The sequence below is a fragment of the Paenibacillus sp. MZ04-78.2 genome, from assembly GCF_024213375.1.
Lineage (GTDB): Bacteria > Bacillota > Bacilli > Paenibacillales > NBRC-103111 > Paenibacillus_G.
Map to the genome: position 1 here is coordinate 14312 of NZ_JANAVJ010000040.1, position 24939 is coordinate 39250.

Sequence of the window (24939 nt, forward strand, 5' to 3'; positions counted from 1 at the left end):
GGCGCATGTTCTATGCAGGCTTGTTTGTCAATTACTTGAAAAATTACATGAAAACGCGGCTCACCTACCGTTCCGATTTCTGGATCGAGGTGCTGTCCGATCTGTTGTTTAACGGGGTGAATTTATTTTTCATCCTCGTCGTGTTCCAGCATACCGCGGCAATCGGCGAATGGAACGAGCAGCAGATTTTGTTTGTCTATGGCTATTTTATGGTGCCTTACGGCTTGTTTATTACGTTTTTTAACTTATGGGGATTCACCGAGCGTTACATTGTCAAAGGCGAAATGGACCGGATCTTGACTCGTCCAGCGCATAATCTGGTGCAGCTGATGCTGGAAAATATGGACCCGTCCTCGCTGTTCAGCGCGCTGGTCGGTCTGATTATCATGATCTATTCCTGGACACAACTTGATCTCGGGCTAATGTGGTACGATCCGCTCATTCTGATTGTGCTGGTGCTCGGTTCGATTATGATTTACGGGGGCGTGTACATTTTCTTTACATCTTGGTCGTTTTTTTCGGATTCGCCCACCGGCATTATGCCCCTGCTGTGGAACCTGCAAAACTACGGGCGGTACCCGATGACGATCTATAACCGTCTTCTGAACATCATGCTCACCTGGGTGCTGCCGTTCGGCTTCGTCGGCTTTTATCCGGCGGCCTATTTTTTGGACCGGGCGAATTGGGGAACGTTCGCTTTGCTTACCCCGCTGGTCGGGCTCGTCTTCCTGACCTTCGGGCTGACGGTGTGGAATTACGGGGTGAAACGGTACCGTGGAGCGGGCTCGTAGAGAGCGGAAGCGTTATGTAACAAGTAGCATATTGGGATCGCGAGGAGCTGCCGACATGAAGCGCAGCTCCTCTTTTGCGTATCGGACCTGCCGGAGAAGGTTACTCTTTGAAACCTTTGAAACCGCCGACACCTTTGACCCATTCGTCTCGCTCGGAATAGGAGTAAATTTGTTTTAAGGTTTTTTTAAGCTTTCTTTCATCTTCATTTAAGCTTGACGTAATGTTGAGTTTATAAATAGCTCCTATACTAGAAATAAATTCCTCACCATAAACGGGTCGTTCAAAAAATAGCCATGCTTGATAATAATTTGAGCGAGTTGACAGGGAGGTTTATCCAGTGGTATGATATTAATCATAGGGAATTGAACATATGTTCAAAACATTTGTTCAAAACAAATGTTCAAGATATATGTTCGATATATAAAAAAAAGAAAAGGTGGAGAGAATCATGAAAAAGTGGACTGGAAAAGTGATGGCCTGTACGGTAGCAGCAGCTGTATTGGTTGGTGGGATCGGCGGATTGACAACAGCGCCTAAGGCATTTGCAAGTGGGGATGCTAAGAAGGTCTCTCCGGATGCCTCGATTCCTCTGCACAGCCGTGTAGATGTTGGTTTGAATTCCATTGTTATTCAGTCTTCAGGTATTATTAATTTGAGTTTGGACAATCTGAATGCGGAGCTTAAAAAAGGAAAATCGATTTCCGATTTGGCCCGTACAAGTGGAATTAGTCGCTGGGATTTGTACAATAAATTGACTAACCCGGCACTTGAAAAAGTAGAAAATGCACTAAACCAAAAGAAAATTACGGAAGAAGAAGCGAAGCAATTGAGGCAAGAAGTCAAAGACAAGTATTCGACGGCCATCGATAAATCAGGCTATCAAGATAAATTGGGTGGTAAATATTCCAAAAAACTTGAGCTGAAAACCAATGTGGATGAAGATGCTGTAGCTAAAGCTCTCGGCATTACTGAAAATGAATTGGATGCGGCCTTCAGCAAGGGCAAAACGATTGCTGAAATCGCCAAAGAAAAAGGCCTCACGGAAGATCAAGTTATTACCGGCATTAAGGACAATTTGAATGCTTCCTTGAAAGCATTCATCAATAAGAAGTAAGAGCTTCAACACATAGCAAAGCCGTCCTTTTATGGGGACGGTTTTTTCATTCCCTGGATTGGGGAGTCTGGCAAGGGTCAGGTTGTTTTAGGGCGGAGGAGTTTCGTATAATGCTGGTACAAAACAAATACGGATGCGAGGAGATGAAATATTATGCCGCAGCTTCAACCCGGACAACCCGTTCCGGATTTTACTCTGACTGCCGGAAGCGGGGAATCCGTAAAGCTTTCGCAGTTTCGGGGCAAGTATGTCGTTCTTTATTTCTACCCCAAGGATATGACGCCGACATGTACGGAGGAGTCCTGCCAGTTCCGCGATTATAACGGACAATTCAAGGCGTTGAACTCCGAAGTGATCGGGATTAGCCCGGACGACCTGAAGTCCCATGGGAAGTTCGCCGCCAAATACGAGCTGTCGTTCCCGCTGCTCTCCGATCCCGATCACGAGGTATGCGAGTTGTTCGGCGTTTGGCAGCTGAAAAAGATGTACGGTCGTGAATATATGGGCGTGGTTCGTTCGACGTTTGTCATCGATCCGCAAGGCAAGCTTGTCCATGAATGGCGCAGCGTGCGGATCAAGGGCCACGTCGAGCAGGTGCTGGAAGCCGTCAAGGAGGCTCAAGCAGGAGTAGGGACCCCTTAGCAGTCGTTCATCTAAAGGCCGGGAGCAAAGCAGCCCCGGCTTTTTAAAATAGCATCAAGATGGTTGGAGCAGGAATGCATATGGGGGATGACGAAAACAAACCTTAGCAATATATTTCCAGCAAGGGGGCGTTCGTGAATGTCGCAGTATGAAAAACAATCCAGTCGGATCGTCTATGTAGGAACTTATAATGGCGGCGGAAACGATTCTTTATATGCGTTAAACATGAATAAGTCAACCGGGGAGCTGTCTGCCATCGGCGCTTATGCGGAGGTCGAGATGCCTTCCTTCTTGACGGTAGATACGGAGCGCGGCAGGCTGTTTGCGGTAAGCGAGCTGCAGGATGAGGCAGGCAAAGAAGGCGGGGAAGTGGCTTCTTACGCTGTGGAAGCGGAGACTGGGGCTTTGCGCTATATCGGCAAACAGCCTTCTTTCGGCGCTTCGCCGTGCCATTTGGTAACGGACCGTGAGGGAAAGCGGCTCGTCGTAGCCAATTATACAAGCGGCAGCGTAAGCTTGTACTCTATCGCGGAAGATGGGAACATCGGTCCATTGGCGGATCGGAAGCGGCATGAGGGACAGAGCGTCCGCAGCGACCGGCAGGAAGCGGCTCATGCGCACTGTACTGTCCTGAAAGATTCCCGTATTTATGTCGCTGATCTCGGAACGGACAAAATCATGATCTACAACATTCAAGAGAACGCAGAACAGCCGATGCTTGTTCTACATGACGAAGCGCAGGTGCATGCCGGGGCAGGCCCGCGTCATCTGGCGTTTCATCCTGACCTTCCGTATGCGTATGTGATTAATGAACTGGATTCTACGATTACGGTGTTCGCTTACGGACAAGAAGATGGAACGCTTCGGGAGATCGAGACGTTGTCCACACTGCCGGAAGGGTTTGCAGGTGAGAGCTACTGCGCCGATATCCATATCGGGGTGTCCGGGGACTACTTGTACGGCTCCAACCGCGGGCATGACAGCATAGCCGTCTACCGCATCGACCGGACCAGTGGTAAGCTGACGCTGATCCAGCACGAGCCGACGGGCGGAGCATGGCCGAGAAATTTTGCCGTCACGCCGGACGGGAAATTCGTGTTGGCCGCCAATCAAAATTCGGATTCCATTGTTACGCTCGCAGTAAATGAAAACACCGGCCGGCTGGAGCCCACAGCTCATGAGCTCCGCATACCGAAACCGGTGTGCATCCAATTTTTCGAATAACGGACAGCTTTAATTCAGCAGGTATTGCTCACCGAGCAGCTTATTGGCGGCAATGATCCCGCCGGAGGAGTTTCAAATGTCGTTAAGTTTTTCCAAAGCGGGTCGCCGGTCCAGTCTTTCTCGACGGCGCTCGCTTCTTTTTTATCGTTATCAATTGGTCGTACCACGGGTTGCCGGACCAGGATTTAACTCTTCCATGGTCGTCCGGTGAATCTTTTCAGGGCCGCGTCCCGGTCATAAAAGAGAAAAACCATCCATATATATTCTACCAATACTCATTTCATAGGAATATATGGAGGGATCTCTCATGAAGCGCAGACCGCAAGCTTATTCGTACCGCATGATAAGCACCGTTCGGTGGACATCGATGCTTGGCCTCATGATCCTGTGGCTTACGGTCTTGACGCACCCGGCGGGGGCGGCACCCGGCAATGAAGGGGAGGAAGCTTTATTTACGCAGCTGAAATCGGGCAAACGTATGGTAATCGAAAAAAACTATACCCCGGCCAAGAAGCCGACGGTGTACCTGACCTTCGACGACGGGCCGAGCAAGCTGACCCCGAAGGTGCTGGACATTTTGCGGGAGGAGGACGTCCGGGCCACCTTCTTCGTACTGGGCGAGCAGGTGCAGGAGCGCCCGAATATAGCGAAGCGTATCGTGGAGGACGGTCACGCCCTCGGTAATCATACCTATAATCACGTCTACCGGGAGCTGTATTCCGATTTTCGCGCATTTTGGGAGCAGGTTCAGAAGACGGAAAATATATTGCTGGAGACGACGGGCGTCAGGCCGCGTTTGGTTCGTGCTCCGGGCGGAACGCACGGTAACTTTGACGCTTTTTATTTCTATTATTTGGGGCAGGCCGGCTACGAGATTTACGATTGGACCATCGACAGCGAAGATGCAAGGCGACCCGGGATGACGGCGAACCAGATTGTCCGTGCGGTAGAAAAAGGGCCGTTCGGAAACGAGGTCATTGTGCTGATGCACGACGGTTCGGGACATGACGAGACGGTTAAAGCGCTTCCCCGGATCATCCGGTTATTTAAAGAAAAGGGATACGCTTTTGCTTCGCTCACTCCGGAGGTGATGCCGGTACAGTTTTCCAGCGGGAAACTGAAGTGGTCCAGAACCGATAATCGCGAATCGTTCGATAACCTGCTAGCCGCTGCGTACGAACATCGGGAGCTTTGGGCAGTAGAGGGTATTCCGGGCAAGGATAACGCTCCGAAAGCGCTGCTCGGCCCGCCAGCGGCCAGCACTTATACGGAAGAAGGTCAAAGGGAAGGGCCGGATCGTTTGAATGTACTTTTGGGTGACCGCACGCTTGCTCTAACGAAGGAGCAGTTCCGTTTTCGAGATGGGAGCTATAGGGTAGCCCTGAGACCATTGATCGCAGCGATGGGCGGAACTGTAGAGTGGAACGCCGAGTGCCGGACGGCAATCGTCCGCTATGGAGCGATTACGGCCGAATACGATTTGGCCCGGCAGGAGCTGAGGGTACGGCGTCCTGCAGCCGGATGGAATACCGAAGCAAAGGCGCGCATTCTCCCGTTTCCTGAAATGGAGCTCGCGAATGGGACGCTGTATGTGCCGCTTCGTCAAACGTTGGAGCTGCTGGGTGATCGGGTGCTATCCAGCGACGTTCCGCATGAACGGGGGGCAGTGGAGATGCAGGCGGCAGTCTACGGCGGCTGCTGGACCGGATGGATGCCTATTTGACGAACAGGAGGAAACCTCTCGCGCAAGTCTAAAAGCTATGAAAACCGGACATACTGAATGCTAGAATGCAAGATTTGGAAAAGCTTGCATACCAAGATTCAGGCAGGAGGTTTTCAGGATGACGAAATCTATAAATGTAACGGATTCGCCGCAGGCGGTGCTTGAGCGGATCGTGTATCAGGTGGAAAAGGTCATCATAGGCAAGCGGGAGGTCATCGAAAAGCTGCTCGTAGCGCTGCTTTGCGGCGGGCATGTGCTGCTGGAAGACGTTCCCGGCGTAGGCAAAACGATGCTTGTGCGCGCGCTGGCGAGAACGATCGACAGCAGCTTCAAGCGGATTCAATGCACCCCGGACTTGCTGCCGTCCGATCTGACCGGGGTTTCGGTATACAACCAACGCAGCGGCGAATTCGAATTCCGTCCGGGACCTTTGCTTGCCCACATCGTATTGGCTGACGAGCTGAACCGCACATCGCCGCGGACGCAAGCCGCCATGTTGGAGGCGATGGAAGAGAAGCGGGTGACGGTCGACGGAACGACTTACCCGCTGCCAGAACCGTTTTTTATTCTGGCGACGCAAAATCCCGTCGACTTCGAGGGCACGTTCTCGCTGCCTGAAGCCCAGCTCGACCGGTTTATGGTGAAGCTGCGTCTCGGTTATCCCGACCCGCTTGGCGAGGTGGAGATGCTGGGCCGCATGGAAGAGCCGTTTCCGCTCGCTCAAATTCGTACGGTCGTCCTCCAGGAGGAATTTGTCTCCCTTCAAAAAGAAGCCCGCGCTGTTCATGTCGACGACACGATCAAGCAGTATATCGTCCAGCTTGCGACTGCGACCCGCGCGCATCCGGACGTCTCGCTCGGCGCCAGTCCCCGGGCTTCGGTCGCATTGATGCGGGCCTCCCAGGCGCAGGCGTTCCTGAAGGGCCGCAGCTATGTCATCCCGGATGACGTGAAGGAGCTGGCCGGCCCCGTACTGGCGCATCGCTTGACGCTGACGCCGTCTGCGCTGCTGTCCGGCCGTCAGGCGGAAGCTCTTGTCGCTTCGGTCGTCGCCAGTGCGTCGCTGCCGGTCCGCCGGCATGCCGCGGGCTGAAGAAGGCGGCAGGCATGCGGAGCTTATTAGCGGTCGGATGGATCGGGGGATGCGGGGCTATTCTCGGCTGGTGGGCGTTTGGCTGGGGCGGCCGGACGGCTTGGTTTTTGGTTTATGTCTGGGCTTTTTTTGTTGTTTATCTCGGGTTGTTTCGCGCTGCGGTCGGACGCGGGCGCGGGCCGCGGATAGAAAGATTGTCTGACGGGATGGAGGTTGCTCCGGAGCGCATTCAGTTCGGGTCGAGCGCTGCCCGGTTTGTCTATAGCGGGGAACCGGTTACGATGGCCTACCGCCTTTCCGCGGCTTGGCTGCCCTTGTTTGGCGGGCGGCTGCGGGTGGAGGAGCGCTGGGTGCACGAGGGCACCGGTGAGCGGATCGTCCGGCGAGGAACGGTAGAAGCCGGCTTCCGGCGCGACGCCGTCGCGCGCTGTACGGTGCAGGGGCTTGCCCGCGGCGTGTACCGGCAGGAGGCGCTGATTGTGAGCGCCGTGGACGCTTTCGGGCTTATGCAGGCGAAGCGCGAAAGCGCAGGCGGCGGGCAGCTGTGGGCGCTGCCCGGAGGTTTGGGGACGGCGATGCCGCTGCCGGGTACGGCCCCGGAAGGGGCGCGCCTGGCTTCCCGGCGGCCGCCGGGTTCGGACCCCGTGCCGCAGGTGAGCGGCACGCGGCCTTACGCGCCAGGCGATCCGCTTCGCCTGATCCATTGGCGCAGCAGCGCGCGCACGGGCGAGTTGCGCGCGAAAGAGACGGAGCTGCCTGCCGCCGGGCGGCAGCTCATTGTGCTTGACGCGGCCGGAGCCGGAGGGAGCGCTGGAGCCGCCCTGTGGGCGGACCCTGCGCTCGCGGCGGCGGTGGAGGCCGCGGCGGGGCTTGCGCGGCGCGCGCTTGAGCAGGGCGCGCGGGTGCGACTGGCCGTCAGCGACGGCCAGTCCGGCACCGCCGAGGCGCAGGGGCGCGGGCGCGACGGCGAACTGCTGCGGCTGCTCGCGGCGGTGCCGCGCGGCGCGACGCGCGCCGACGCGTTCGCCGAGCTCGCGCTGCGCGAAGCGCGGCTTGCGGGTGGCGCGGCGCTCACGCTCGTCACGGCCCGCGCCGACGCGCAGCTGGCCGCGGCTCTGCGCGGGCTGCCGCGGGGCGTCGCGCGCGTCGTTTACGTGCACGAGCCCGGGGCGGCATGGCCCGGGCCCGCGCACGCATGGGTGCGGCAGCTCGAAGCGCTCGGCTGCCCGGTCACGATCCTGGCGCCGCATAGGCCCGCTGCGGCGCTGAGAGGAGGTGCCGCCGATGCCGCTATCGGCACCTGACACCGATCCTCGCGCCGCTCAGCCAGCGGAGGATCTTGCCTCTCGCGCGGCCTGCGCCAAGGCCAAGGCCTCGGCTGCGGCTTCCGGCGCCAGCGCCGCGATCGCAGTCTGCGCCAGCGCCTTCCGCGAGGCGGCGGCTTCCGCCTCCGCCGCAGCCGCCTCGGCAAGCACCCGCGCCGCGGCCGTGAGCCGTGCGGGGGCGCGAACTCCCGCCAATTGGGCGGGAGACGCCGCCCTCAGCGTGCTGCTGCTTTTGCTGCTGCTCGAGTGGCTGTACCCGCTGCGCAGATTGTCGGAGCTTACTGAAATATATAGTATCGCACCGTTCGCCGTTACTTTTGCGGCATTCATGCTGTTGGATACGTTCCGCCTGCCGGGACCGGCGGCTTGGTCGGCCAAAGCGTTATGGATCGTTGCCGTAACGGCTTGGATTCATAACGGACAATCGATGCCTTCCCCCTCCTGGTGGCTGGAATGGGGTCGCGAGCTGGCGCTCGATGCCGCCGAAGGCTTGCAGGGGAATGTGGCGAACTGGGAGCCTGCGACACGGACGCTTTGTTTTATGACGGGCTGGTCATTCTTTGTGTCCGTCGTGCAATCGTTCGTGCTGGAGCGTCGGCAGCTGATTTGGTTTCTCGGATTGACACTGGGCTATTTGGCGTTCTTTCAGACGGTGTTAGTCTTGGATATGTTTTACGCCGTGCTGCGCTGCACGGGCTTCGGGCTGCTGCTTCAAGTCATGCTTCAGCCCGGACGGGCAAATCGCTGGCGGGGAGAAGCGTTCTTTTCCGATCCTGCATTCGAAAAACGGACGCGTATCTTTCCCGCGCTGCTGCTAACGGCTGCCTGTCTTGGCGCCGGTCTGCTCGGAGCGTCGCTGCATCCGCAGGATATGCGGCCCCCCGACTGGTCCGGGTATGTCCGGTCGCTTGAAGACCGCTTTTTAAGCAAAGCATGGTTACAGCGGCACGGATGGACGTCGGAGACGAGGGCCCGCACAGGGTACGGCTCCGACGACGGCAAGCTCGGGCGACCTTTGCAGCAGGACGATAGCCTGGCTTTTACGGCGGTTACTCCCAGGCTTACTTACTGGCGGGGCGAGGCCAAAAGCTTTTATACCGGCCAAGGCTGGGCGGCAGTGAATGACCCGCCGGCTGCGTTCGTGCCCAATCAGACGGAAATGCAAGCGGACATCCGACTGCGTTCGGCGGCTTCCACCCTCGTTCGGCAGGAAATCCGCATCGCTTCTCCGAGCTTGAACCGCCAGCTCTTCGCGGGCGGCGAACTTAAACGGGTAGCGTCGATGCAGTCGGCCGAAGGGAAGCCGATTCCGGCCGAGTGGGTCTGGAAACAGGACACGACAGACCGGTATACGGTCCCGGCCTTAACGGACCCGCTCGTTTCCTACGAAGTCGACGCTTTGGTGCTGACCGATCGCACAATACCGGCGGCCGATGCGGGGAACGGTTATGCCGAAGACGTGAGGCATCGGTTTTTGCAGCTTCCCGCCTCGCTGCCGGATCGAGTCCGTCGCCTTGCAGAGCAGCTAACTAGGGGCTTGCAAACGCCCTATGCGAAAGCGGAGGCGGTCGAGCGTTATTTAAGGGAGCATTATGTCTATAGCTTGGAAGGAACGCGAGCCACGGGGAAGAACGAGGACTTCGTCGACCGGTTCCTGTTCGAGCAAAAGACCGGATATTGCGATCATTTTTCTACCGCGATGGTTGTGCTGCTCCGTTCCGCCGGGGTGCCGGCCCGCTGGGTTAAAGGATTCGCGCCCGGCGAGGCGGTGTCCCAGGCGGCCGTCGACGGAGAGGAGCGCTACGTCGTCCAAGTGCGCCAAAAGCATGCGCATTCTTGGGTAGAAGCGTATTTTCCCTCGGTCGGTTGGGTTCCGTTCGAGCCGACTCCCGGTTTTGCTCTATCAGGAAGAGCTTCTGCTGACGAGGTCCCTGCGGCTGCCTCAACCGCAGCTCTAGCGGCAACTAACGAAGCGACAAAACGGTCGCTTGTACCCCAATGGGCCGCATCGCTGACCGATTTCGCAAATACCGCACTGGATCGTGCAAAAACCGCGTTATCCGTGGCTGTCGCCTTGGTCGAAGGACGGATACGCGCCGCCGCATCCTTTTTACGGAGCACCGCAGTTGCGCCGCTTTTCCTCTGGCTGATGGTACTCCTTGCTGGCGGCTTCCTTCTGGCGTTTCTCGGCAGACGTCGGGCCATCTGCTGCGAGCCCGTGCAGGTTGCCCACTCCCGCGGCAGCTTGCGCCGGGCCTCGCTGTACCGCTTCGCCGACCGGCTGTGGCGGCGGCTGCAGCGGTCTTACGGCCGTGCGGCGCCGCAGCAAACGCTGCGCGAATACGCGGATACCCGCCGCTGCCGCAGCGAGGCGCAGCGCATCACGCTGCTCCAACTGGCGCAGCTGCTTGAAACGGTGCGCTATGCCGATCCGCATGGCCCGCAGGGGCAGGTTACTTGCCGTATGCTCACGGACGCATGGCGGCGCCTGCGTCAAAGCCGGAGCCTGGAACCGTAGGCGCTCTTCCGTGAAGAGCCGCCTCCCGTTCCGGGCTTTTCTCTTCCGCAGGTCGGTCCGTGCAGGTGGCAGACCGAATACTGCCCCGAGCCGGCCTTTCTTTCCTGAAAACCCTTTTCTGGAGCTTTATGGAATAGATATAACGCTTACATCGGTGCTGCGGCGCGACTTTCCGTTCAGGCATTGCCCTTTGCCGGGCAGAAGTTTATAATAAGTTTCATTGAAAACGAACGAAGAAGCCAGGAGGAACTTACTTAACATGGACAAGCCGAACGAAATCATTGTGGTGCTCGACTTTGGCGGACAGTACAACCAACTCATCGCCCGTCGGATTCGCGACTTGGGCGTTTACAGCGAATTGCTGCCTTATAACACCCCGATTGAAAAAATCAGAGCGCTGCAGCCGAAAGGCATCATTTTCTCGGGAGGCCCCGCCAGCGTGTACGGAGAAGCATCGCCGCTGGTCGATCCGGCCGTGTACGAGCTTGGCGTGCCGATTTTCGGAATTTGCTACGGCATGCAGCTGATGGCGCATCAATTGCAGGGCAAGGTGGAGCGGGCATCGAAGCGGGAGTACGGCAAAGCCGAGGTTGATTTCACCGACGCGTGCGGTTTGGTGCATGGCCTCGATAAAAAACAAACGGTTTGGATGAGCCACAGCGATCTTGTTGTCCAAGCGCCGGAAGGCTTCATCATTGACGCAAGCACCGAGCACGCTCCCGTAGCGGCCATGAGCCATCCGGAGAAAAAAATGTTCGCCGTCCAATTCCATCCGGAAGTGCGTCACTCCGTTTACGGCAACGATATCATCCGCAACTTCCTGTATCATATTTGCGGCTGCGAGGGCACGTGGAGCATGGAATCGTTCATCGAGGATACGATCCGAGACATCCGCAATCAGGTTGGCGACAAAAAAGTGCTGTGCGCGCTCAGCGGCGGCGTCGATTCGTCCGTCGTGGCGGCGCTCATCCATAAAGCGGTCGGCGACCAATTGACTTGTATGTTCATCGATCACGGTCTGCTGCGCAAAGGCGAAGCGGAAAGCGTCATGGATACGTTCGTCGGCAAATTCGATATGCACGTCGTCAAAATCGACGCGCGCGAACGGTTCCTCGGCAAGCTCACCGGCGTGGACGATCCGGAGCAAAAACGCAAAATTATCGGCACGGAATTCATCCGCGTCTTTGAAGAAGAATCGGCCGAGCTCGGCGATTTCGCGTTCCTTGCCCAAGGCACGCTGTACACGGACATTGTGGAAAGCGGCACGGCAACGGCGCAAACGATCAAATCGCACCATAACGTCGGCGGCTTGCCGGAAGACATGAAGTTCGAGCTCGTGGAGCCGCTCAAAGCGCTGTTCAAGGACGAGGTCCGCAAGGTTGGCGAGGAATGCGGCCTTCCGGCGGCTATCGTATGGCGCCAGCCGTTCCCGGGTCCGGGACTGGCCATCCGCGTGCTTGGCGAAGTTACGGAGGAGAAGCTGCACATCGTGCGCGAATCCGACGCGATTCTTCGCGACGAAATCGCCAAAGCCGGTCTTGACCGCGAAATTTGGCAATATTTCACTGCGCTCCCGAATATGAAAAGCGTCGGCGTTATGGGGGACGAGCGTACGTATTCGTACACCGTCGGCATCCGCGCGGTAACGTCGATCGACGGCATGACCGCCGATTGGGCGCGTATTCCGTGGGACGTGCTGGAGAAAATTTCGGTACGGATCGTCAACGAGGTCGATAACGTCAACCGCATCGTGTACGACGTAACCTCGAAACCACCGGCAACCATTGAGTGGGAGTAGCGAGCGGAGAGCTGAAAAGCCAGTGTTCATGGGCTTTTCGGCTCTTTGTATTTGTTATATTTGCCAATCGGGTACAAAAAAGAAAGAGCCAACAACTGTGATTTCACTCACGGTTATCGGCTCTGCATTCTATAAGGTTTTTAAATAATGCAACAAATCCGATTTTGTCAAAGGATCTGTATGGCCCAAAATGCAGTATTGACAATCGATACTTTCAATTACATTTATCAATGTTTTTAGTTTGTTTTTATCCATATATCCATCATTAAAGAAATCCTCACTTGTAGAATCTCCTAAAAACAAAATTTTTTCTTCAGGAATATGGATAAGCACGGTGTCTTCCGAGTGGGGAGATTCTACATGAAAAATCCTTGCCGTCATTCCACCGAGATTAAGAATAAGTTCTTCTTCAAATTGAATATCCGATAGAACGACAATCATGCTTTTATTATCTACATATTCTTTGGCGAGGCATTCATTGTCCTTTTTTAGAAATTGTACGTATTCACGGTCTAATATTTTTGCTCTTTCGTTATTCAAAAACTCGTTAGTTTTATGGTGAGCAATGGACAATCCGTGAATATGGTGCATTCCAAACGTATGATCCCAATGCCAATGAGTGATGACTGTAAAATCTGGCTTTTTTAGTCCCTCAACTTCTAAGGATTTATAAAATTCATCAACATGGTCTGCTGAATTTCCTGCGTCAACGGCAAGTACAATTTTTTCGCCTTTTAAGTAGGCTAACATAGGACGATCTGTTTCGGGCTGATGTGGATAATAAAATACCTTATCGCTTATTTTTTTCAGTTCCATTGGTTGTCCCACCTTTCCGGTAACAAATCTTGAAGCAACACTTCTTTCAATTCAGGCAATACAATTTGAGTTTGTACATTTCGGTCATCTATCTGTGTAATAAATTCTCTACACTTTCCACATGGTGGGAGTATACTCCCATCTTCAAATACAGCGATGATCGTCTTAATTGCCGTTTCATTGTTCTTTACCATTTCAACAATAGCTGACTGTTCGGCGCATAAACCAATAGAGCAGGGCAAGTCAATACATATCCCCGTAAAAACGTTACCGTTATGGGTTTCCAGTGCACACGCAACATGACCTGCGGTTCCAAAACGTCTTAATTTTTTGTGGTGAATCATACTACAAGCAATTTGATATAGTTCTTGTTTGTTCATTTATTTATCCTTTCCTGATACCATACAATAAAAGTTCGGTAGTCTGTTGCACATATTCTTTATGCGTCATTTTTGCAGAGTCATTAACAAGAAGGCTGTGTAGTAGAGGGTTTAAGGCAGAAAGAATTTGGTGACTTAAAAAGTCTACCGAAAGGTTTTGTTTTATAATTCCCTCATTTATTCCTAGGATTAGAACATTATTAAATTCTTGTATGACTTCATTTTGAATTAGCTCCATATCTTTTTGATTCTTTTCTTGAAAGAGAACAGCCATATCGGAAAAGCTCAACAGTAAAAATTGATGATTGTCACTTTCTAATGCTTCCTGAATAACTTTTCGGAATTTTTCATCAAATGAGGTATCCTCCTTAGCTATTCCTCTTAGGCTATCTCGCAGCTTTTGAAACTTCGGGAATATAAGTGCAAAAAGCAAATCTTCTTTTGACGGATAATGATTATAAATTGTGCCTTTGGCAATCTCTAATTCATCAGATATATCACTCATTTTGAAATGATGATAACCTTTTTGTTTATTTTGTTTAATAAGTTTTTCGGCTGTTTCAATGATAGTTTGGTTTCTAATCTGATATTTTTTTCTTTAGACATATTATCTACTCCATAAATGACTCGTAAGTCAAAAATGACTTCAAAGTCAAAATATCCAAATTTTATCTTGGAGTCAATGGGGTCGGCATTAAATTATCTCGTTCCATACATCATGAGAAGCTTTCCACTTTCTTTTGCAAGAGCATAATAAATGACCCCGCCTTGACATCCCGGAGGAAGAGTTCCTTTGACAATCCAAGCTTCTGCAATAGGGTTATAGCTGATAGCGAAGGGAGTTTCCTCCAAAAAATGAGAATAGTACTCCGCTAAATAGGAGAAGATTGCCGTTGCAACTGCATGTTCATCTGTAAGCTCACCAAAAGCAATTTCATTTCTATTTCTAGACCGATCTCGCTGGAGAAGAGTGTCGCGATCGGCGAAATAGAGTTCAAACCTCCCAATTAAATTCTCATCATCCAAATCACGTTCTACAAAGGCATATTCAATGACTGTTTCCTTTTGATAAACGTTGCGTTTGCTCTTTTTCTTATAGTCGACCCGTACGGTGATTTGATTGACTCGAAGCCGGTCACGTTCTCGCTCCCACTCCGCTATGATTTGCTCCAAACCATCAAAGCTCATTTTGAACCACCCTCAAAGAGATTGTTGAGATCCAGAAGGAATCTATGCGCTTCCATCTATTTACTCCATCTAGTTATGAATTATAACACAGGCTTTTCTTTCGGCCACGATTCCGAACGAAATTATCACTGTTGCGCAGATTGTTCGGAAAAATATTTGACAATCGCCGCTCCCGATTTTAGAATAAGGAATGTTGACAACAAAGGAATAACCGTTTCGTATAATTCCGGGAATTGGCCTGGAAGTATCTACGAGATCACCGTAAATGATCTGGCTACGAACAAGGATAGGACGGTCCACGGATATATCCGTGGAGCCTTCTTTATGCTTGATAGCCCGGGGTCATTACCCGGGTTTTTCGTCGTTGTTCCGATTAAATGTGTGGGAGGCTTTCTAGAATGGACCGGTTTTTTAAACTGAAGGAAAACGGCACCACCGTACGTACCGAGATCATGGCCGGGCTGACGACGTTTATGACGATGGCCTACATTTTGGCTGTGAATCCGAACATTCTTAGCGCGTTCGGCTCCGGGGCGACAGGCATGGATTGGACGGCGGTGTTTCTGGCCACGGCGATTGCCGCAGGCGTAATGACGATTGCGATGGGCCTGTTCATTAACTTTCCGGTTGCCCTTGCGCCGGGGATGGGGCTCAACGCGTATTTTGCAACGGTCATTTTAGCATCGCAAGGTCAATTCACGTATCAAATGGGATTGACGGCGGTTTTCATTTCGGGTTTGATTTTCATCGTATTGACGGTAACCAAAGTGCGGCAGCTGCTGCTGGTCGCCGTGCCGGACAGCCTTAAGCACGCGATTACCGTAGGGATCGGGCTCTTCATTGCGATTATCGGAGTGAAGAACAGTGGTCTGCTGACAGTTGCGGTGGAAGCGGGCAAAGACATTCCGGCGCACAAATATACGAACGTTCTTTCGTTTGAAACGGTATTCCATATCGGGAGCATGAAGGACCCTAGCGTGCTGCTCTGCATTATCGGCTTGGCGCTCATCTCCATTCTGATGGTGCTGCGCGTCCGTGGAGCGATTTTGTTCGGGATTATACTCACGACGCTCGTCGGCGTGTTCATGCACAATCCGGACGGCTCGCCTATGGTGAATTTCGCCAACCTGACAAGCGACAAAACAACTTGGGTGCCCGACATGAGCAAGCTGGCATTCGGTCATTTCGATTTCGCCGGTATTATGAATGCGGGAATCATCTCGGTCATTGCGACGTTCACGTTTGTCGAGATGTTCGATACGTTCGGCACGCTCGTAGGCACGGCCAACCGGGCGGGCTTCATGAAGAACAAGGAAGAAGGCAACAAAAAAGTCGGCAAAGCGATGATGGTCGACGCTGTTGGCGTCAGCGCCGGCGCGTTGGTCGGAACGAGTACGGTGACCGCGTTTGTCGAAAGCTCTGCGGGGGTAGCCGAAGGCGGACGTACAGGTCTTACGGCGGTTACGACGGGCGTATGCTTCCTGCTGGCGCTCTTTCTGGCGCCGATTGCGGCGCTCATTCCGGGTCCGGCTACGGCGGCTGCTCTGATCATCGTAGGCGTGCTGATGATGCAGGCGGTGCGCGAGATCGATTTTCAAGATTTGGTTTACGGTATTCCGGCTTTTCTGATCGTGGCGCTTATGCCGTTCACGTATAATATCGCGAACGGGATTTCGTTCGGGATCGTCAGCTACGTGCTGCTGGCGACGGTCGCCAACTTGGGCGGCAAGGGCCAATATAAAGTGCATTGGCTGATGTGGCTGCTGGCCGTGCTCGTGATCGCCCGCTATATATTTGTCGGCGGAGAATAAAGCTTGCGATTGTGGATTTGCCTGTCGTCTCTTACATGAGACGGCGGGCTTTTTTAGTTGATGAAGCGACGAAAAGCTGGAGTAGAGGCTGTGGATATAGTTATCCACAGCCTTTGTGCATAGTGTGGGTAATCCCGGAAATCCGCGTCAGAAGAACATTTAGAGAGCACGGTTTTCCCGAGGGGGAGTGGATAAGTTTTTCAAAGTGAATCTGTGGATAATGTGAATAAGTTTGTGGATTCCTTGAAAAACCCCGTTTTTTCTAGAGAAACTGACACCTTTTTATGGGGATAATGTTGTGGATAGAGTGAATAGCTCCGGTACAGGGGATAAGCTGGATAAAGCGGAACGAATTGGGCAAAGTACGGAAAAGAGCTCTTTGTGAGGGATTCGGCGGAGCATGCAAAATTCGAAGCTGCTGTACGTGCGATACGCTGCATACGATGAATTCCCAGAAACGATTGGCAAGGAAAGGCGGTACATCATGCACAGTGGAACGATTCTTCGAAAAGCCTCCAGGTTGTATGCCAAAGGGATCGTTTGTATCGTGGCCGTGTCGTTTCTGTGGATGAACGGATTCTTTAAACCCTCCCCGGTTTATGGATTGGGGATAAATTCGATTTCCCATCATCAGGTTACCCCCATTCCAAAGGAAAAATCGGAAGTTATCCCCAATTCCGAAAATTATCCGATCGTTACGGTTGTTTCCATACCTGGGTTATCGTTTATGGAGCTGCAGGCGGAGTGGTTGGACCGTCTTCCGGGCTTGCGGAAACTGGCGACAACGGGACGAATAGCAGCAATGAATGTTCGCGTCCCCTATAAAGGACTCGAGTCGGTATACGCGACTTGGGGGGCGGGAACGCCGGCGGACGGCAAAGGAGGCGAAGGGTGGAACCGTACAGAGCGGCGGGATGGGCAGTCCGCCTTAGCGCTCATACGGAGATTTGCTGCCGATGGAGAGGAGGCTGCCGCTTCAAGCGTCTCGGTGCTTGTTCCGGCTTACCCTTCGCTCAAACGGAACAACGCGGAAGGGAGTTTCTTGGCCCGGCCGGGCTTGCTCGGAGAAACGTTGAAACGTCATGGCGTCCGCTTGGGGGTGTGGGGCAATCTCGATGAGCCGGGAGGAGGAACGGATCGCTTCAAGCGGCCTGCTCCGCTTATGATCATGGACGGTCAGGGAACGGTAGCGGCAGGGGATGTGGGCCGGGGCACTCTCATCGCCGACGGCGCCATGCCTTCGGCTGTCAGGACGGACACGGAACGGTTGATCGAGGAATGGAGAGCGTTTGTTACCGGACGTAAGCGGCCGCTTGCGGATGGGACGGATCGTGGGGCGCTCGCGGTGATGGAGCTTGGCGATTGGTACCGGCTGTACACCGAGAAGGCTTGGTACGAGCCTGCCCGGTTTGTCGAACGGAAAAGAGCGGTGCTAGAGCGGACGGATCGGCTGTTGTCGAAGCTTACGGACGAGATGGAATCGTCCGGCAGACGTCATGTGCTGTGGCTGGTCAGCCCGAAGGTGCATTCGGAGGCATGGAAAGAAAAATGGCAGCTTACCCCGGTCATCCGCTGGTCTTCGGCAGCAACGGAAGGCATGCTGATGTCTTCGGCTACGACGCGGCGTCCCGGACTGGTTGCGGCAGTCGATGTGGCTCCGTCGCTGCTGGGCGAATTCGGACTGCTGCGGCCGGAGGGAATGATCGGTTTGCCTATCGCGAGCGCCGAATCGGGACGACACGATAGCATGTCACCGCTTGCTGCACTGCTGAGCGATATGCGGCAGATGGCCAACGTCTACGCGCTGCGACCTACGTTATTATACGGGCTTGCCGGGTACGAAGTGGCCGTGATGCTGCTGGGGCTTATCGCGCTACGGTGGGCGAAGCTGACCGGACGCTTGCGGAAATGGATGCGCGGTTTGCTGTTTTCGGTGCTGCTTGCGCCTGGCGTCCTGCTGGCGCTGGGCTGGGCGGCGCATATGGACAAGCCGCTATTGGCGGGCGTGGCGCTTGCCGCTCCTCTCGCGCTCGGAACGCTTGCCGCGGCAGGCTCCCGGGAAATTCCACAGCTTATTCGCACGCTTGGATGGATCGGAGCCGCAATCGGCGCGCTGATCTTGTTTGACGGCTGCACCGGCGCCGAAGCGATGAAGCGTTCGGTGCTTGGGTACGATCCGATCGTCGGCGCGCGTTATTACGGAATCGGCAACGAGTTTATGGGCGTATTGCTCGGTGCTTCGTTGCTTGGATTAAGCGCGTGGCTGCAGGTCAGGCGGATGCGGACTCGGCCGCTTATGGGCAGTGGCGCTGAGGCGGGGGAAGAAGCGCTCCAGCCCGCCGACGCGGCTGCGCGTGAGGTCAGCGCCGGCGGCCAAGGGCGCGCCCACGCTGACGGCCGCGGCAGCGCCTGGCGCGAGGCAGCGCCCGCCGCCGTCGTCGGCGCTGCCGTCGCGGGCTGCCTCGCAGCGCCTGCGCTCGGCAGCGAGGCTGGCGGCGCGCTCGCCGCCGCCGCCGCCTTCGGCGCGCTGGCGGCCCGGCTCGCCGCTGGCGGCGCCCTGCGCTTGCGCCGCCTCGCGCTGGCGGTCGCGCTGCCGCTCGGCGCGGCGCTGGCGGGCCTCTGGCTGCTGAACGCCGCTTGGCTCCCCGGCCCGGCCGGGGAGCCAAGCGCCACCGCAGCCCCGAGCGCAGCGGCCGCTACTGCATTGCCCACGGCCAGCAACGCCCTGGCCTCCGGCGGAAGCGGGCCTGGCAGCCATATCGGCCGCGCCTTCGATGACCTGCGCCACGGGCGCTATGACGTGATCGGCGCGATCATCGCCCGCAAGCTGGCGATGAACGTTCACCTGATTCGCGTCTCCGCTTGGAGCAAAGTGCTGCTCACGGCCTTGGCCGTGATGGCCGTTCTGGTGCTGCGGCCCTTAGGGCGGCTGCGCCTGTGGGAGCAGCGCTACCCGTATCTGATGCACGGGTGCTATGCCAACGTCATCGGCGCGCTGGCCGCGCTCGCCTTGAACGATTCCGGCATAGTCGCCGCCGCCGCAATGATCGTCTACAGCAGCGTGCCGCTGCTGCTGTTAAAACTGGAGGGCGCCTGATCGCAACGACAGGCGCCCTCCAAGAAAACTGTACTATTCCGCAAGCTGCTCCCACTGCTCGTAGCATTCCGCAAGCTGCTCGCGCTTCGCTTCCAAAGCTGCGTTCTTCTCCTGCACGAGCACGTAGTTGTTATACACGTCCGGGTCGGTCAGCTCGGCCTCCAAGCCGCCGATGGCCTCCTCCAGCTGCGCAATCTGCTGCTCCAATTGCTCCAGCTTGCGCAAGCGGGTGCGCTCTTCGCGCTTCGCCTGCTTTCCGGCTTCGTAATCGCTGCCGGCTCCAGGTTCAGCCGTTTTTGCCGCGCTGCCTTCCGCTTGTCCGCGGCTTGCCGCTTCCGCCAGCCGCTGCTGCTGCATCTCGGCCAGCTCCTGCTTCTTTTCCACATAATCGTCGTAATTGCCAAGGTAGACGGTGACTCCGTCCTTGTCCAGTTCCAGCATGTTCTCGGCCATTTTGTTCAAGAAATAACGGTCGTGGGAAATGAACAGCAGGGTGCCTTCGTACTCCATCAGGGCCGATTCGAGCACTTCCTTGCTGTACAAATCCAAATGGTTCGTAGGCTCGTCAAGAATAAGCACGTTCGCTTTTTGCAGCATCAGCTTCGCAAGCGCGACCCGGGCTTTCTCGCCGCCGCTAAGCGAGCCGACCTTCTTGAACACATCCTCGCCGCTGAACAAAAAGTTGCCGAGCAACGTGCGGATTCGCGCTTCCTCCAGATGAGGAAAGGCGTTCCATACTTCTTCCAGCACGGTTTGGTTCGGGTTCAGACCCGTTTGCTCCTGATCGTAGTAGCCGATTTTGACATTCGTTCCCCAATCAAAGGCACCGCGGTCCTGCGTATGCTGCCCGATCAGCGTCTTCAGCAAGGTCGACTTGCCGATTCCGTTCGGACCAATCAAGGCGGCCGTGTCGCCTCGGCGCAACTGGAACGCAATGCCTTGCGCCAGCGGTTGCTGCCGATCGTAGGATATGGACAGTCCTCGGATGTCGAGCACTTCCCGGCCGGAAGTCGCCTCGACCTCGAACGAGAAGCTGGCCCGCTTCAGCTCGCCAAGCGGCTTGTCGAGCCGCTCCATTTTTTCCAGCGCTTTGCGGCGGCTTTGCGCCCGTTTGGTGGTGGAAGCCCGGACTATATTGCGCTGGACGAAGTCTTCCAATTTTGAAATTTCTTCCTGCTGTTTTTCGTATTGCTTGAGCTGCGCCTCGTAATCCGCCGCTTTCAGCTCGATGTACCGCGAATAATTTCCGGTGTACCGTCGCGACGCCGTTCGTTCGATCTCATAGATGGCGCCGACAAGCGAATCGAGAAAATAGCGGTCGTGGGAGACGACCAGGATGGCTCCGGGATAGGAGCGCAAATACTGCTCCAGCCACGTCAGCGTCGGAATGTCCAAATGGTTCGTCGGCTCGTCCAACAGCAGCAAGTCCGGCGCTTCGAGCAGCATTTTGGCCAATGCAAGCCGCGTCTTCTGTCCTCCGCTCAACGTTTGCACCGGGGTAGCCGGGTCCATATGTCCGAAGCCCATCCCGCTCAAAATTCCGCGAATTCTAGCCTCGATCTCGTAGCCGCCACGCTCGCGGAACGCATCCGACAGCTCGGCATAGCGGCGCATCGTTTCCTCGGTTTTTTTCTCGTCGGCCAGCACGTCCGGATCGGACATGCGCGTTTCCAGCCGCCGGAGTTCTTCTTCCATTTCCAGCAAACGGTCGAATACGCTCATTAGTTCGTTCCAGATGGATCGGTCCGACGTTAATCCGCTGTTTTGTTTTAAATAGCCGATTTTCGTCTCTTTGGCCTTAAAAATGTTCCCCGAATCGTAAGACAGCTCGCCCGCGATGATTTGAAGCAGTGTCGATTTGCCTGCGCCGTTGACGCCGACGAGTCCGATGCGCTCCCGCTCCTCGATTTGTAGCGTTATATTGGAAAGTACGGTGCTGACGCCGTAGCTTTTCGTGATGGATGAAACTTGAAGCAGCATAATGAATAAAGCCTCCTGAAATCAAAGTCCTGAAAAGGCGACAATCTCCCTCAGTTTAGCATATTTGCCCGCTTGAACGAAACTGAAATCCCCCTCCGCGCACGCTAAGCTTCCGGCTTCACGTGCGACGAAGGGGGATTTTTGTTAAGTCAGCCGCGCAAGACGGCAAGCCCGCCAAGAAGAAGGAGGCCCGAGACGATGGCGATTCCGTCGGCGCGGGTCAGGCGGAGAGAATCGGTATGGCTCAAGAGCGCGGTTCGGTGGCCGATTTTTTTCATCTCCAGAGCGGAGGTTATTTCCTCCGCCCGGTGGAATAGCGCCAGCAGGAGCGGGACGACCAGCGCCGGCATATCGCGTCCCCGTACGGCTCCTGGCCGGACGGCCGCTTTGCCTCTTGCCCGAACGATATCCGAGAACCGCTGCCATTCGCGCACGATCATCGGGATAAACTTGAACATGAGCGATACCGCCAAAGCAAACGAATCCGTTCGAAGCCCCAACCGCTTCACATATCCGAGCCCCCAGGCAAGGCCCTGTACCATACGTCCGTAAGGCGTTGCAGCCGCAAACCAGTAGCTTGCGAGCGTGATCAGAAACAGGCGGAACACGTTCAAGCCGGTAGCAAGGGAGCGCTCAAGGGAAAACCCGACGAAGGGAAAGCTGCTGTTTGCCGTCCACTCCAACCCGGCCAAGCCGACGGAGATCAGCATGAACCATGCTAACGGTTTTAGGAGTTTGACTGCACCGAGCAGCGCGGAACGGGAAAGTCCGATATAGGCGGCGGCAATCGGCAATGCGGCGCAGGCAAGACCGAGCCAGCTGCTTTGCAGCATCGTGCCTATGACAATGAGAAAATACAGCAGCCATTTGGTGCGCGGATCAAGCCGATACCAGAGCGATTTGGCAGCGGCAGGCGGATGTGCGCTTTCTTGGGACAGGCCGGCCGCTTGACTCTGCGGCGGAAGCGGCGCGTGCAGCACAGATTCATTGGACTGGGATTCAATCTGCGGTTTGCCGTCCGGATGTTCTGCGTGCATCGCAGATTTTACCGCAACGCTGCGTCGTTCCTTCAGCCGCTCTGCTATCAGATCGGCCCAATCCTCGGGCGAAAGCTTGCCTTCGTCCATCACGGCAATGCCGTTCCTTGCCAACGCGTGCGAAAGCAGGACGCAGCTGGGGAGTCCGACTCCCGCCTGCACGAATGGTTCGGGATTGACGCATAGAGCGGCGGGCGTCCCATCGGCTGCGATCGTACCGTGGTCGAGCACGATCACGCGGTCCGCCAGAGGAAGAAACAAGTCCAAATCATGCGTCGCGATAATCATGCCGCCTTTGGCCGCCCGGCGGGCTTGTACGTACCGGAGCAGCTCTTTGGCAGCCGCCGATTCAAGACCCGCGGTAGGCTCATCCATCAGGAGCCAATCCGGTGAAGCGGCGATTGTCGTGGCTAAAGCAAGCCTGCGCCGCTGGCCCCCGCTTAGCGCGAACGGAGAACGATCCGGGTCGAACGAGGCGCCGAGGCCGAGGTCTTCGCAAGCGGATTGAATGCGGCGTTCCTTTTCTATCGCTGTAAGCCCATACGGAAGGAGCGAATAGCCGAACTCCTGCCGAAGGCTTTGCGCGAATAATTGCTGCTCCGGAAACTGGAACGTCAAGCCGAGCTGAAGAAGAAGCGGCCGGGTGACCCGGTTGCGGCGCCATAACGGCTCGTCATCCAGACGAATGACGCCTGACGAGGGCGGCCGCAAGCCTGCCAGCAGGTGAAGCAGTGTGGACTTGCCGGAGCCGGTATGTCCGACGAGCAGCGTGACCGTTCCGTCTTCGAATGTAAGCTGGACATCGCTTAACAAGCGTCGGTTCGGGTCGTCCGGAGCCGCTGCGCTTACGTTGTGCAGCGTCAGAGGCATAAGCGGCTCACCGCCTTCGCCAAATCATCGCAGCTTAAGGGGCGGGCCGTCAGGCCATGTCCCTTTTTCTTTAAATGCAGCGCCGTCTGGACGACGAAGGGAGGGTCAAGTCCAATTCGCTCGCATGGCGTCTTCGAATCCGAATCCGAAGCCAGGTCGCCATAAAAGAACGATTCCGGCGCTCCGTCAAACGCTACCTCGCCTTTCTGAAAAGCGATAATGCGGCTTGCTTGGACAGCTTCTTCCAGCCGATGCGTAATCCATACGACGGTCGTTCCTTGAAGATGAGCTTGCCGGACGACCCGCAGCACTACTTCTCTCGCAGCCGGATCGAGCATGGCGGTCGGCTCGTCCAGCACCAGCACATCGGGAGCGGTTGTAAGTGCCGTGGCGAGGTTAACGAGCTGCTTTTGCCCTCCGGACAAGGAGTTCAGCGGCGTTTCGGGTGACAATTCGAGCCCCACCCGAAGCAGCGCTTGCTTTTGAATCTGCTTTAATTCCTCTCTGCTCAAATGCCGATCGTTCAACGTAAAAGCGAACTCTTCGGCCGGCGTATCGCCAATATGTTGAGCCTCCGGATGCTGCAGCACGCCGCGGATGTCCAGGCACTCTTTCCGGACCATCCGCCCCGACGTAAGCCGGCACGTACCAAGCAGAACGCTGGCCAGCGTGCTTTTGCCGCTTCCGTTCGGACCTGCAACGGTTACCCATTCCCCGGGCTCAATGAGCAGCGTAACGTTGAATAAAGCTTGATGCACGCCCGAGCCAGTCGGGTACTTCACGGATGCTTCGTGCAATGCTATGAAGAAGGAAGAAGACATAGGTAAAAAATCCTTTCGTTTTTAAAAACCGTGTGCTATAATCCTCAATTGTTAACCTATAAAAATAGTTATTGGTTGACAATTTTATCATCATAACCATACCAAAAAAGGAGGCATTCATCAATATGAAGCTCACGCTTCGAGGCATTGTTTTTAGTGCGCTGTTCGCTGCGCTCGTCGTACTTTTTGGATTTATCAGCATTCCGCTCGGTTTTACGCCCGTACCTATCACCCTGCAGACGCTGGCCGTTATGCTGGCAGGCGGATTGCTTGGCGCGCGGTACGGCTTTTTGAGCATGGCGCTTATTGTGGTGCTGACGGTCATCGGATTTCCGTTGCTGCAGGGCACAGGGGGATTGGGCGTTCTGCTCGGACCGACTGGAGGCTATGTGTGGATGTGGCCAATCTCCGCGCTCCTGATCGGCTGGCTGCTGCCGCGGATACGTATTCGTGGCCTATGGGGATACGCTGCTGCATTTCTTGTTCTCGAGCTGTTCGGCTCACTGCTGCTGTATGTAAGCGGAGTGCCATGGCTCGCTTATGTAACGGGCATGTCGCTCTCCAAAGCCATGGTTGCCGGGTGCTACCCGTATTTGATCGGCGATGCGATCAAGGTTGCCGCGGCCACCCTGATTATCGCCTCCGTGCGTCAAGTGTTTCCGCCGGAACGGTTAACAGGCCAAGGAATTCCCCAATAGTAGGAAGGATAC

General features: G+C 55.4%; 19 protein-coding genes and 1 riboswitch. Of the genes, 12 read left to right on the plus strand and 7 right to left on the minus strand.

The window, feature by feature from the left end:
* Positions 1 to 5: 5 nt before the first annotated feature.
* From NLX71_RS21520 to guaA, 9 genes are all read left to right on the plus strand, one after another.
* A complete protein-coding gene (locus NLX71_RS21520; RefSeq protein ID WP_254365813.1) occupies positions 6 to 791 on the plus strand; it encodes an ABC transporter permease in 786 nt (261 codons plus the stop codon).
* 449 nt (positions 792 to 1240) lie between these two features.
* Positions 1241 to 1906, plus strand: a complete 666-nt coding sequence (locus NLX71_RS21525; RefSeq protein ID WP_254365814.1) for a hypothetical protein — start codon at positions 1241 to 1243, stop codon at positions 1904 to 1906.
* A 153-nt stretch (positions 1907 to 2059) separates the two neighbouring features.
* A complete protein-coding gene (bcp, locus tag NLX71_RS21530) occupies positions 2060 to 2548 on the plus strand; it encodes a thioredoxin-dependent thiol peroxidase (RefSeq protein WP_254365815.1) in 489 nt (162 codons plus the stop codon).
* Positions 2549 to 2686: 138 nt separating this feature from the next.
* Positions 2687 to 3772 carry a lactonase family protein gene (locus NLX71_RS21535; protein WP_254365816.1) on the plus strand — a complete coding sequence of 362 codons (1086 nt, stop codon included), beginning with the start codon at positions 2687 to 2689 and terminating at the stop codon, positions 3770 to 3772.
* A 307-nt stretch (positions 3773 to 4079) separates the two neighbouring features.
* Positions 4080 to 5495, plus strand: a complete 1416-nt coding sequence (locus NLX71_RS21540) for a polysaccharide deacetylase family protein (RefSeq protein WP_254365817.1) — start codon at positions 4080 to 4082, stop codon at positions 5493 to 5495.
* 118 nt (positions 5496 to 5613) lie between these two features.
* Positions 5614 to 6588 (plus strand): AAA family ATPase, encoded by a 975-nt coding sequence (locus NLX71_RS21545; RefSeq protein WP_254365818.1) that lies wholly within the window; start codon positions 5614 to 5616, stop codon positions 6586 to 6588.
* A gap of 14 nt (positions 6589 to 6602) precedes the next feature.
* Complete coding sequence (locus tag NLX71_RS21550; RefSeq protein WP_254365819.1) at positions 6603 to 7892, plus strand: DUF58 domain-containing protein; 1290 nt, start codon at positions 6603 to 6605, stop codon at positions 7890 to 7892.
* Positions 7873 to 10431 (plus strand): transglutaminase TgpA family protein, encoded by a 2559-nt coding sequence (locus tag NLX71_RS21555; protein WP_254365820.1) that lies wholly within the window; start codon positions 7873 to 7875, stop codon positions 10429 to 10431. The genes NLX71_RS21550 and NLX71_RS21555 overlap by 20 nt, the downstream gene beginning before the upstream one ends.
* A gap of 259 nt (positions 10432 to 10690) precedes the next feature.
* The gene (gene guaA, locus NLX71_RS21560; protein WP_254365821.1) at positions 10691 to 12229 is read left to right on the plus strand and encodes a glutamine-hydrolyzing GMP synthase; all 1539 of its coding nucleotides are present in this window, start codon (positions 10691 to 10693) and stop codon (positions 12227 to 12229) included.
* 129 nt (positions 12230 to 12358) lie between these two features.
* Here guaA and NLX71_RS21565 read toward each other — a convergent pair whose 3' ends face one another.
* The 4 genes from NLX71_RS21565 to NLX71_RS21580 all read right to left on the minus strand — a co-directional run bounded on the left by NLX71_RS21565 (position 12359) and on the right by NLX71_RS21580 (position 14613).
* Positions 12359 to 13045 carry an MBL fold metallo-hydrolase gene (locus tag NLX71_RS21565; RefSeq protein WP_254365822.1) on the minus strand — a complete coding sequence of 229 codons (687 nt, stop codon included), beginning with the start codon at positions 13043 to 13045 and terminating at the stop codon, positions 12359 to 12361.
* On the minus strand, positions 13036 to 13425 hold the full coding sequence (locus tag NLX71_RS21570) for a cytidine deaminase family protein (protein WP_254365823.1): 390 nt from the start codon (positions 13423 to 13425) through the stop codon (positions 13036 to 13038). Before NLX71_RS21570 ends, NLX71_RS21565 begins: the two co-directional genes overlap by 10 nt.
* Before the next feature lie 4 nt (positions 13426 to 13429).
* Positions 13430 to 14008 (minus strand): TetR/AcrR family transcriptional regulator, encoded by a 579-nt coding sequence (locus tag NLX71_RS21575; RefSeq protein ID WP_309248976.1) that lies wholly within the window; start codon positions 14006 to 14008, stop codon positions 13430 to 13432.
* A gap of 116 nt (positions 14009 to 14124) precedes the next feature.
* Positions 14125 to 14613, minus strand: coding sequence for an NTF2 fold immunity protein (locus NLX71_RS21580; RefSeq protein ID WP_254365824.1), 489 nt, complete (start codon positions 14611 to 14613; stop codon positions 14125 to 14127).
* A gap of 196 nt (positions 14614 to 14809) precedes the next feature.
* Positions 14810 to 14910, plus strand: a riboswitch (purine riboswitch).
* 101 nt (positions 14911 to 15011) lie between these two features.
* On the opposite strand from NLX71_RS21580, the gene NLX71_RS21585 reads away from it, so the two are divergent.
* The gene (locus NLX71_RS21585) at positions 15012 to 16424 is read left to right on the plus strand and encodes an NCS2 family permease (protein WP_254365825.1); all 1413 of its coding nucleotides are present in this window, start codon (positions 15012 to 15014) and stop codon (positions 16422 to 16424) included.
* A gap of 400 nt (positions 16425 to 16824) precedes the next feature.
* Positions 16825 to 19521 carry a hypothetical protein gene (locus NLX71_RS21590; RefSeq protein ID WP_254365826.1) on the plus strand — a complete coding sequence of 899 codons (2697 nt, stop codon included), beginning with the start codon at positions 16825 to 16827 and terminating at the stop codon, positions 19519 to 19521.
* Positions 19522 to 19554: 33 nt separating this feature from the next.
* Here NLX71_RS21590 and NLX71_RS21595 read toward each other — a convergent pair whose 3' ends face one another.
* The 3 genes from NLX71_RS21595 to NLX71_RS21605 form a co-directional block, all read right to left on the minus strand.
* Positions 19555 to 21501, minus strand: coding sequence for an ABC transporter ATP-binding protein (locus NLX71_RS21595; RefSeq protein WP_254365827.1), 1947 nt, complete (start codon positions 21499 to 21501; stop codon positions 19555 to 19557).
* Between the two features lie 149 nt (positions 21502 to 21650).
* Positions 21651 to 23408, minus strand: coding sequence for an ATP-binding cassette domain-containing protein (locus NLX71_RS21600; protein WP_254365828.1), 1758 nt, complete (start codon positions 23406 to 23408; stop codon positions 21651 to 21653).
* Positions 23399 to 24190, minus strand: coding sequence for an ATP-binding cassette domain-containing protein (locus NLX71_RS21605; RefSeq protein WP_254365829.1), 792 nt, complete (start codon positions 24188 to 24190; stop codon positions 23399 to 23401). The genes NLX71_RS21600 and NLX71_RS21605 overlap by 10 nt, the downstream gene beginning before the upstream one ends.
* Before the next feature lie 164 nt (positions 24191 to 24354).
* Here NLX71_RS21605 and NLX71_RS21610 point away from each other — a divergent pair, with 164 nt between their 5' ends.
* Positions 24355 to 24927 carry a biotin transporter BioY gene (locus NLX71_RS21610; RefSeq protein ID WP_254365830.1) on the plus strand — a complete coding sequence of 191 codons (573 nt, stop codon included), beginning with the start codon at positions 24355 to 24357 and terminating at the stop codon, positions 24925 to 24927.
* Positions 24928 to 24939 lie beyond the last annotated feature (12 nt).

What these genes read in the sequence shown, in the direction of transcription:
- NLX71_RS21520 (WP_254365813.1), top strand. Translation starts at nt 6, where the DNA reads ATGTTCTATGCAGGCTTGTTTGTCAATTACTTGAAAAATTACATGAAA.
- NLX71_RS21525 (WP_254365814.1), top strand. Translation starts at nt 1,241, where the DNA reads ATGAAAAAGTGGACTGGAAAAGTGATGGCCTGTACGGTAGCAGCAGCT.
- bcp (WP_254365815.1), top strand. Translation starts at nt 2,060, where the DNA reads ATGCCGCAGCTTCAACCCGGACAACCCGTTCCGGATTTTACTCTGACT.
- NLX71_RS21535 (WP_254365816.1), top strand. Translation starts at nt 2,687, where the DNA reads ATGTCGCAGTATGAAAAACAATCCAGTCGGATCGTCTATGTAGGAACT.
- NLX71_RS21540 (WP_254365817.1), top strand. Translation starts at nt 4,080, where the DNA reads ATGAAGCGCAGACCGCAAGCTTATTCGTACCGCATGATAAGCACCGTT.
- NLX71_RS21545 (WP_254365818.1), top strand. Translation starts at nt 5,614, where the DNA reads ATGACGAAATCTATAAATGTAACGGATTCGCCGCAGGCGGTGCTTGAG.
- NLX71_RS21550 (WP_254365819.1), top strand. Translation starts at nt 6,603, where the DNA reads ATGCGGAGCTTATTAGCGGTCGGATGGATCGGGGGATGCGGGGCTATT.
- NLX71_RS21555 (WP_254365820.1), top strand. Translation starts at nt 7,873, where the DNA reads ATGCCGCTATCGGCACCTGACACCGATCCTCGCGCCGCTCAGCCAGCG.
- guaA (WP_254365821.1), top strand. Translation starts at nt 10,691, where the DNA reads ATGGACAAGCCGAACGAAATCATTGTGGTGCTCGACTTTGGCGGACAG.
- NLX71_RS21565 (WP_254365822.1), bottom strand. Translation starts at nt 13,045, where the DNA reads ATGGAACTGAAAAAAATAAGCGATAAGGTATTTTATTATCCACATCAG.
- NLX71_RS21570 (WP_254365823.1), bottom strand. Translation starts at nt 13,425, where the DNA reads ATGAACAAACAAGAACTATATCAAATTGCTTGTAGTATGATTCACCAC.
- NLX71_RS21580 (WP_254365824.1), bottom strand. Translation starts at nt 14,613, where the DNA reads ATGAGCTTTGATGGTTTGGAGCAAATCATAGCGGAGTGGGAGCGAGAA.
- NLX71_RS21585 (WP_254365825.1), top strand. Translation starts at nt 15,012, where the DNA reads ATGGACCGGTTTTTTAAACTGAAGGAAAACGGCACCACCGTACGTACC.
- NLX71_RS21590 (WP_254365826.1), top strand. Translation starts at nt 16,825, where the DNA reads ATGCAAAATTCGAAGCTGCTGTACGTGCGATACGCTGCATACGATGAA.
- NLX71_RS21595 (WP_254365827.1), bottom strand. Translation starts at nt 21,501, where the DNA reads ATGCTGCTTCAAGTTTCATCCATCACGAAAAGCTACGGCGTCAGCACC.
- NLX71_RS21600 (WP_254365828.1), bottom strand. Translation starts at nt 23,408, where the DNA reads ATGCCTCTGACGCTGCACAACGTAAGCGCAGCGGCTCCGGACGACCCG.
- NLX71_RS21610 (WP_254365830.1), top strand. Translation starts at nt 24,355, where the DNA reads ATGAAGCTCACGCTTCGAGGCATTGTTTTTAGTGCGCTGTTCGCTGCG.